Raw genomic sequence first — 1,981 nt, 5'->3', positions numbered from 1 at the left:
CTTGCCGATGTCGATCCCGAGCACGGAAACCTTCGTCTTCATGACCAATCCCTCCGTTCTATCTCCGGCGAGCCTACTACGCCGGAAGGAGGGGCGGGCCATTCCATAAAAGGGCGAACGAACAAACTAACCGCAAAGACTCGCTATGTTCTCTGGGCAAGGGCGGCTGGGCGATGCGAATATGAGGGCTGTAACAAATCGCTTATCGGCGACCTGATCTCGGGCAAGGAAGACAAGAACTACGGCTTTGTCGCGCACGTCGTGGCGGACGACCCAGACGGGCCGAGAGGTGATCCTGTTCGTTCGGAACTCCTTTCTGACGACATCGCGAATCTGATGTTGCTTTGTTATGTGCATCACAAGCTGATCGACGAGGACGACTGGAGGGGGCATCCAGAAGAGCGATTGCTTGCGATGAAGAAGACGCACGAAGACCGCATCGCAATCATAGCCGACATTCACGAAGATCGCGCCACGCACGTCCTGCGCTACGCCGCCAACATCGGCAGTCACGAATCATCCGTCGCCTATGAGCACGTCAGCGCGGCTCTCCTCCCGGAACGGTATCCCGTCAACGGACGCCATACGATCGATATCGAAGTGCGGGGATCTTCGGACCGGGATCACGAGCCAGAGTATTGGGCCAATCAGCGCAAGTCGCTTCGGTATGCCTTCGCCACAAAGGTGCGCGAGCGAATCGAATCGAGAGAGATTCGTCACCTGTCCGTTTTCGGTCTCGCGCCCCAGCCGCTGCTGATAGAGCTTGGCCGATTGCTGGGCGACATCGCTCCGACAACAGTCCACCAACTCCATCGAGAGCCGAAGGGATGGAAATGGCTGGACGGCGGCCCGTCAATCGAATTCGAGATTCGTCGACCCAACGAGGCTGTCTCGCCTCGCGCCGCGCCGATCGCCTTGGTCCTGGCGTTGAGCGCCACCATCATCGACGAGCGGATCGAGGCGGTTCTGGGGGCGGACACGGTTATCTGGTCGATTTCGGCCAAGAATCCGCACAACGACATCATGAAGCGCTCGTCGGACCTGTCCGAATTCCGCCGCCTGATGCGCTCGCTTCTGAACGAGATCAAAGCTAGGCACGGTGAGGATGCGAAGATCAATGTCTTTCCGGCCATTCCAGTTTCTGCGGCGATTGAGGTGGGCCGCGTTTGGATGCCGAAAGCCGATCTGCCTCTCGTCGTCTACGACCAAAACAACCGCTTGGGCGGCTTCGAAATGGCGCTCGAAATCGACGAATCGGCGTAGGATCGTTGCCAGCCCACAGTAGCTGGATGCGTGGGCTGGATTCGTCGGCGCGCCTTCCGCCATTGGCGGACTGACGGATCGGGACGCCGGCGGCTCCTACCGTCGCCGCCGTCGATAGGCGGCGATCTGGACGACGATGATCGCCTCGGTCACGACGCCGAGGAACTGGCCGTATACGATGACGCGATCCGCCGTCAGGACGCCGTAGGTCGTCCAGCAGGCGTAGGAGAGCAGGCCGATCGCGTGGTTGAGCGTGGAGACGCCGTCCGTCGATTTGCGGCTGTGGTTCGTGAGGATCTGGCTCGGCAGGCCGACGATCTTGACGAGGAGGCTGGACACCACGGTCATGGCCCCGATGATTTCGACGATCCATTCATGGGGCATGGAGGTTTCTCCACGGTCGGCGCGCCTCGTTCCGCGCGGATCGCTACAGGCGCCCGGAAGGCGCTTCCGACGGGATTTCCCATTGGATCGATGCGGCGGGCCGGTCCGAGGTCTCGGCGATATCGTGGGCTTGCAGGGGCAGAGCGAAGGGGATCGATCCGCCGAAGCCGCCATCGGGCAGCATCGCGCCGCCGCTGATGCTGTGGGAGCCGAGATCCTCCAATGATCGTGTCCCAGAGCGTGGTGTAGCTGGATCGAGGCCGACACCGGGATTTCCGGCTATGGCCGGAATGGTCAGGCGGTCACGGCGGACAGCTTGACGATCGGATCATCG

The 1,981-nt window shown here is 61.1% G+C and carries 3 protein-coding genes; 1 reads left to right on the top strand and 2 read right to left on the bottom strand.

Annotation, left to right across the window (positions count from 1 at the left end; translation table 11 throughout):
- A partial coding sequence (locus tag FMZ75_RS21050) for an SAVED domain-containing protein (RefSeq protein ID WP_246729205.1) occupies window positions 1-1,263 on the top strand: 1,263 nt, incomplete at its 5' end.
- Between the two features lie 96 nt (window positions 1,264-1,359).
- Here FMZ75_RS21050 and FMZ75_RS21045 read toward each other — a convergent pair.
- Together FMZ75_RS21045 and FMZ75_RS21040 are read right to left on the bottom strand one after the other, a co-directional pair.
- Window positions 1,360-1,647 carry a SemiSWEET family transporter gene (locus FMZ75_RS21045; RefSeq protein ID WP_166146250.1) on the bottom strand — a complete coding sequence of 96 codons (288 nt, stop codon included), beginning with the start codon at window positions 1,645-1,647 and terminating at the stop codon, window positions 1,360-1,362.
- A 43-nt stretch (window positions 1,648-1,690) separates the two neighbouring features.
- Window positions 1,691-1,870: a hypothetical protein gene (locus tag FMZ75_RS21040; RefSeq protein ID WP_166146247.1), complete on the bottom strand. Its 180-nt coding sequence runs from the start codon at window positions 1,868-1,870 to the stop codon at window positions 1,691-1,693.
- Window positions 1,871-1,981: the final 111 nt, after the last annotated feature.

The sequence above is a fragment of the Methylosinus sp. RM1 genome (assembly GCF_011378635.1).
In the GTDB taxonomy this organism is placed as follows: Bacteria; Pseudomonadota; Alphaproteobacteria; order Rhizobiales; family Beijerinckiaceae; genus Methylosinus; species Methylosinus sporium.
This window is presented reverse-complemented; position numbering and strand designations above follow the sequence as displayed.